Source organism: Actinomycetota bacterium, assembly GCA_030776725.1.
GTDB lineage: Bacteria > Actinomycetota > Nitriliruptoria > Nitriliruptorales > JAHWKO01 > JAHWKW01.
In genome coordinates this window covers 1-6339 of record JALYHG010000237.1, presented here as the reverse complement: position 1 = coordinate 6339, position 6339 = coordinate 1, and the positions used below count along the sequence as shown (strand labels likewise).

General features: G+C 69.0%; 5 protein-coding genes. All 5 read right to left on the bottom strand.

Translation table 11 applies throughout. The features are described from left to right. Window positions 1–447: ion channel (locus tag M3N57_11555; GenBank protein MDP9023304.1), on the bottom strand; the 447-nt coding region annotated here is incomplete at its 3' end. 84 nt (window positions 448–531) lie between these two features. Further along, window positions 532–1428, bottom strand: coding sequence for a M48 family metalloprotease (locus M3N57_11550; protein ID MDP9023303.1), 897 nt, complete (start codon window positions 1426–1428; stop codon window positions 532–534). 116 nt (window positions 1429–1544) lie between these two features. Beyond that, window positions 1545–3023, bottom strand: a complete 1479-nt coding sequence (locus tag M3N57_11545) for an NADH-quinone oxidoreductase subunit N (GenBank protein ID MDP9023302.1) — start codon at window positions 3021–3023, stop codon at window positions 1545–1547. A 3-nt stretch (window positions 3024–3026) separates the two neighbouring features. Then, window positions 3027–4565: an NADH-quinone oxidoreductase subunit M gene (locus M3N57_11540; GenBank protein ID MDP9023301.1), complete on the bottom strand. Its 1539-nt coding sequence runs from the start codon at window positions 4563–4565 to the stop codon at window positions 3027–3029. A gap of 58 nt (window positions 4566–4623) precedes the next feature. Further along, window positions 4624–6339 (bottom strand): NADH-quinone oxidoreductase subunit L (locus M3N57_11535; protein MDP9023300.1); only part of this gene is annotated, 1716 nt, incomplete at its 5' end.

Sequence of the window (6339 nt, the reverse complement as noted above, 5' to 3'; positions counted from 1 at the left end):
GGTGATGGACATGGTGACCAGCACCAGGCCGTTGATCAACGCGACCGCGCTCAGCACCTCCCACACCGCCCCTTGCGGGACGTAGTTGCCGAGCCCCAGGGTGAACAGCGTGTAGCCGGTGTAGAACACCCGTCCCGACAGGTCGGCTGGGATCCCCCCGGGATCCGAGACCACCGCGTTGGGATCCGCGGCGAACAGCAGCGTCCATCCCAGCCACAGCCCACCGATCCACACCATGGCGGTCGTCACCAGCAGCAGGGGGCCGGCGACCACCAGTGGGATCGCCACGTTCGAACGCGACGCCCGCCGTGCCAGGCGCCACAGCACCGCGTTCATCCGGGAGGTGACCGGTCCCGCCCGTGTGCTCGGTGACAGGGTCGTCGCGAACGCGTCGAAGACCGTCACGACGACGACCGCGGTACCGACCACGATCATCCACCACTGCACGCGACGTCCTCCGTCAGGCCGGTCAGGGAAGCCGGGCCGGTGCTTTGGTCGCGCCCCGTCGGCGGGGCCCGACCGCTGTGCGGGTCAGCCCCGGTAGGGGTCGGGTCCGAGCTGGCCGCTGCGGCGCGCCATCTCCTCGAGTGCCTCGACCCGCTTGGAGATCGGCGGGTGGGTGGTGAACAGCTGGGCCATCGATCCCATCGCCCGCCCACCGAACGGCGCGGCGATGTACAGGTGCGAGAACGCGGCGCTCGTCTCCGCCGGGGTGGCGCCGCGCCGCGCCATCGCCGGGTTGCTGTGGGCCTGCTCGAGCTTGCGCAGGGCGCTGGCCAGCGCCAGGGGGTTGCCGGTCAGCTCGGCGCCGGTGTGGTCCGCCGCGGACTCCCGCGCCCGGCTCACCGCCGCCTGGATCAGCATGGCGGCGATCGGGGCGAGGATCATCATCAGCAGGCCGGCCGCAGCGCCGCCCTCGCGGTCGCGGCCGCCACCGAACCAGAACGCCATCCGGGCCAGCATGGTGATGGCCGCGGCGATGGTCGCCGCCACCGACCCGATCAGCACATCACGGTTGTAGACGTGCTGCAGCTCGTGGCCGAGGACACCCTCGAGTTCGTCATCGGTCAGCGCCTCGTACAGCCCCTGGTTGACGCAGACCGCGGCGTGCTTGGGGCTCCGCCCGGTGGCGAAGGCGTTCAGCTGCGGGGAGGGGCTGATGTACAGGCGTGGCATCGGCTTGCCGGCGCGTTCGGACAGGCGGCGCACGATGCGGTAGACGCCCGGGTAGTCGGCCTCTTCCATGGGCTTGGCTCGGGCCATCTTGATCGCGATCTTGTCGCTGAAGAACCATGCGCCGAGGTTCATCACCGCGGCGAACCCCAGAGCGACGACCAGGCCGCCACCCCCGGGGACGAGTCGGTCGCCGATGAACAGCAGCAGGCCGGAGAGAGCCGCCAGCAGCAACGCGGTCTTGAAGGTCTTCATCTCGACTCCTCAGGAAGCACTCACCGCGAACAACGTCTCCGGGGGCCACCCGCGTTCCCACCGGTCGTCCGAGGCTACCCGCGGTGCGACGTGCTGCCGGGGCCAGGGTGTCGACCTCACGGCACCGCGCTGGCGACCGGCTGACGCACGACGATGTCGTCCCCGACGGGGAGGTTCTGATGCCACGGCACGATCCCTAGCGCCACCGTTCCCACCGCCAGGACCGCGACGGACGCGTTGATGGCCAATCCCGGGCGAACCAGGGGCGCGCCGACGCGCGGGGCGTCCATCCACATGGTGCGCACCACCGCCAGGTAGTAGAAGAACGCCAGGACCGTGTTGAGTACGAGGAACGTCGCGAGCACGTACGCGGCGGCTCCGGCGGTCGCCTGGAACACGACGAACTTCGCCCAGAACCCCACCAGCGGGACCGCCCCGCCGAGGCTGAGCATGAACACGGTCATGGCGACCGCCAGGGCCGGGGCTCGCTGCCCCAACCCGGCGTAGTCGGCGATCGACCGTTGGCCAGTGCGGCGATGCACCCCGATCACGACGCCGAACGCGCCCACGTTCATCACCGCGTACGCGATCAGGTAGAACAGCACCGCGCGCACCGCGAGTGCGTTGGTGGCGACCAGGCCCGGCGAGGCGATCCCGAACGGCAGCAGCACGTACCCGGCGTGCGCGACCGACGAGTACGCCAGCAGCCGCACCATGTCGCGCTGCTGCAACGCGATCAGGTTCCCGACGGTCATGGTGACCACGGCGATGAACCCCATCACCGGTGACCACGCGTCCGCCAACGGCTCGAACGCGATGAAGCAGATGGCGACCAGCCCGGCGAAGCCGGCCGCCTTCGACGCGACCGCGAGCATCGCCGTGACCGGCAGGGGCGCCCCGGAGTAGGTGTCGGGCGCCCAGAAGTGGAACGGGACCGCCGAGACCTTGAACCCGAACCCGACGATCACCAGCAGCAGGCTGCCGAGCAGGATCGGTTCCGCGTCGCCGGCCGCGGCCAGCGCTGCGGCAACGCCGGCCAGGGAGGTGGTCCCGGCAGCGCCGTACACGAACGACAGTCCGAACAGCATCACGGCGACGGCCAGCACACCAACCAGGAAGAACTTCAGCGCAGCTTCCGACGAGTACAGGTCACGCTTGCGCAGCCCCGCCATCACGAAGCCGGGGATCGATACCGTCTCGAGGGCAACGAACAGCAGGAGCAGGTCGCGCGCCGACGGCATCACCAGCATCCCCACGAAGCTGGTCAGGAGCAGGAAGTAGTACTCGCCCTGGAAGTACCTGCCTTCGGCAAAGTGGTGGTAGCTGACGGCCAGGACCGCCAGGAGCGCCCCGAGGAACAGCAGCTTGAACGACAGTGCGTAGTCGTTGGCGACGAACATCCCGCCGAACGTCTCGTCGTTGCCGGGCCCCCACAGCCGCACGGTGAGCACGATCGCGACGACCGTCCCGACCGCCGACACCGGGTTCAGCAGGCGTTTGCGGTCACCCGCGAGGAACAGGTCGCCGACGAGGACGACCACCGCGGTGATCGCGAGCGCCAGCTCCGGTCCGATGGCCGCGTAGTCGATCGTCATCGCTCAGCCACCGAGGAGCTGCGCGATCTGGCGCACGGCCAGGTCCTGCACGCCGAACACGACCCGGGGCATCACCCCCAGCACCACGATCAGGACGGCGAGCGGGGCCCACGCGACGTACTCGATCGCGGCCACGTCGGCCAGGGCGACGTCCGACCAGCGTTCCGGCGGGCGCCCCAACGCCACCCGCTGGATCATCCACAGGAAGTACGCGGCGGTCAGCACCGTCCCGACCGCCGCGCCGATCACCAGGGCCAGGTACAGGCTCTGCAGGCCGATCAGCGCCTCGGCCGGTTGGATCGCCGCCCACATCGCAGCGAACTCGCCCCAGAACCCGGCGAGGCCCGGCAGTCCCAACGATGCGATCGCGGTGAACACCAGTAGCGCCCCGTACCGCGGCATCTTGACCAGCATGCCGCCGCCGATCTCGGCGATCTCGCGGGTGTGGTACCGCTCGTGCAGCGACCCGGCGAGGAAGAACAGCAGCCCGGTGATCACCCCGTGGGCGATGTTGCCGTAGAGCGCCGCCTGTATCCCCCGGTCGGTCAGCGACGCCACGCCGAGCATCACGAACCCCATGTGGCCCACCGACGAGAACGCGATCAGCCGTTTGATGTCGGTCTGTGCCAGGCAGCACAGCGCCCCGTAGATGATCGCGATGACCGCCAGCACTCCGATCACGGGGGCGAAGAAGCGGGCGCCCTCGGGGAGGATCGGGAGCGCGATCCGGATGAAGCCGTAGGTACCCATCTTCAGCAGGATCCCGGCCAGCAGCACCGACCCGACCGTGGGCGCCTCGGTGTGCGCGTCGGGGAGCCAGGTGTGGAACGGCCACATCGGCACCTTGATCGCGAAGCCCAGGAACATGCCGAGGAACGCCACGATCTGGAAGGTGCGGGTCGGGTCGAACCCGGCCTGTGACAGAGCCACGATGTCCCATGGACGGTCGAGCCCGATGCCGCTGGCCTGGAAGTACACGGCGATGAACGCCACCAGCATGAACACCGAGCCCAGCAGCGTGTACAGGAAGAACTTCACGGAGGCGTACTCGCGCCGCGGGCCACCCCAGATCCCGATCATGAAGAACATCGGGACCAGCACCAGCTCCCAGAAGATGAAGAACAGCACCAGGTCGAACGCCACGAACGTCCCGGCCATCCCGGTCTGCAGCAGCAGCATCAGGGACAAGAAGCCCTTCGTTCCGCCCGGTTCCGGCATGTGGCCCAGCGTGTAGATCGCCGACAGGAACGTCAGCAGGTAGGTCAGGACGAACAGCGGCAGGGAGATCCCGTCGATGGCCAGGTGGTACCGGGCCCGGATGGCGTCGATCCATCCCACATCCACCACGTACTGCAGTTCGCCAGCCCGGCTGTAGTCGAAGCCCAGCGCGATCGCGATCACCACCGCGAACGCGACCCCGGTCGTGACGGTGGCCGCCCAGCGCATCTCGCGGTCCGCGTCAGCCGGCATCAGCGCGATCGTGACTGCACCGGCCAACGGCAGGAACACCGCCACCGTCAGCGCCAGTTGGTTCCAGCTCATGGTCGTTCCCTCGTTCCTGCCGGGGTCGCCGCGTCGCGACGACGGTGACGTTCGTTGGTCACGCCGCTGCGACCACCAGCACCAGCACCACCACACCGGCGAACATGGCGCCGGCGTACCGCTGCACGTTGCCGGATTGGATGCGCTTGATCCGTTGGCTCCACCACGCCGTGCTGAACGCGCTGCCGTTGACGGCGCCGTCGATGACCTTCTGGTCGATCGTGCCGTACGTCACGTCGGCGGTTCGCCGCACCAGCCCGCCGGTCCCTCTCACCGCCGCGTCGATCACCCGCTGATCGGCCCAGTACGTGGACCGGGCCAGCCGGTCACGGATGGGGACGACGATCCAGCGGTAGCCGAGGTCGTCCAACCAGTACTTGTTGACCAGCGCCGTCGTGACCGGGCCGAGCTGCAACATCGGGTCCCGTGCCGGCAACCCGCTCCCGTAGAACCGCCACGCCACCGCCACCGCGACCACCAGCAGCGCGAAGGCCGCCAGACCGACGGCCGCGGTCGTGGTGGTGAACTGTGGGGCGCCGTGCAGGATCCGCCCGACGTCGTGGGCGGCGCCGTGGCCCCCCGCGACGTCCTCCTGCTCCGCGTCGACCGGGGCACCGTGCTCACCGCCGATCACCCCGTGCTCGGTCGGGGCTTCCTCGGCGATGAACGGGAAGGTGGCCTCCTCCAGCGCCGCGCTCGCGGTCCAGTGCTCGAAGCCCTTGTCGCCCAGCAGCGGCGAGCCGATCCACCCGGCCGTCAGCGACAGCACTGCCAGGGCGACCAGCGGAACGGTGATCCACCGCCCCGATTCGTGGGGGGTGTGCCGTCCGCGGTACTCACCCCAGAACGCCAGGAAGCACGCCCGCGCCATGTAGAAAGCGGTGATCCCCGCGGCGAGCAGTGCGACGGTGAACACGATCGGGCCGATCACGAACCCGGCCTCGCCCCACGCCAGCGCTGACACCAGGATCTCGTCCTTCGAGAAGAACCCGGCGGTCAGGGGCAGCCCCGCCAACGCCAGCGACCCCACGATGAACGTCCAGAACGTGGTCGGCATCGCCTTGCGCAGGCCGCCCATGTCGCTGAGGTTGTTGCTGTGGACGGCGTGGATGATCGAGCCCGCCCCCAGGAACAGCAGCGCCTTGAAGAACCCGTGGGTGAACAGGTGGAAGATCCCCGCCGTGTAGCCGCCGACACCGAGCGCGGCCACCATGTAGCCCAGCTGGCTGACCGTCGAGTACGCCAGGATCCGCTTGATGTCGTCCTGCACCAGGGCGACCAGGCCGGCCACGAACAGCGTGATCGTCCCGATCACCGCCATCGTCGTCATCACCGCGATCGACTGGGCGAACACCGGGTACAGCCGCGCGATCAGGAACACACCGGCGGTGACCATCGTCGCGGCGTGGATCAGCGCCGACACGGGAGTCGGACCGGCCATGGCGTCGGGCAACCACACGTACAGCGGGAACTGGCCCGACTTGCCGACCGCTGCCAGGAAGAGGCCCAGGCAGGCCAGGACGAGGGTGGCCTGCGCGATCTGGCCAGCGGCTGCCGCTTCCACCGTCTCGACGATGTTGAAGGTCCCCGCGCCGGTGAACAGTACGACCACGCCCACGATCAGTCCGACGTCGGCGAACTTGGTGATCAAGAACGCCTTGTTGGCCGCATCCTGGTTGGGCTTGTCCTCCCAGTAGAAGCCGATCAGCAGGTAGGAGCAGACCCCGACCAGTTCCCAGCCGATGATCGCCATCACGGTGTTGTTGGCGATCAC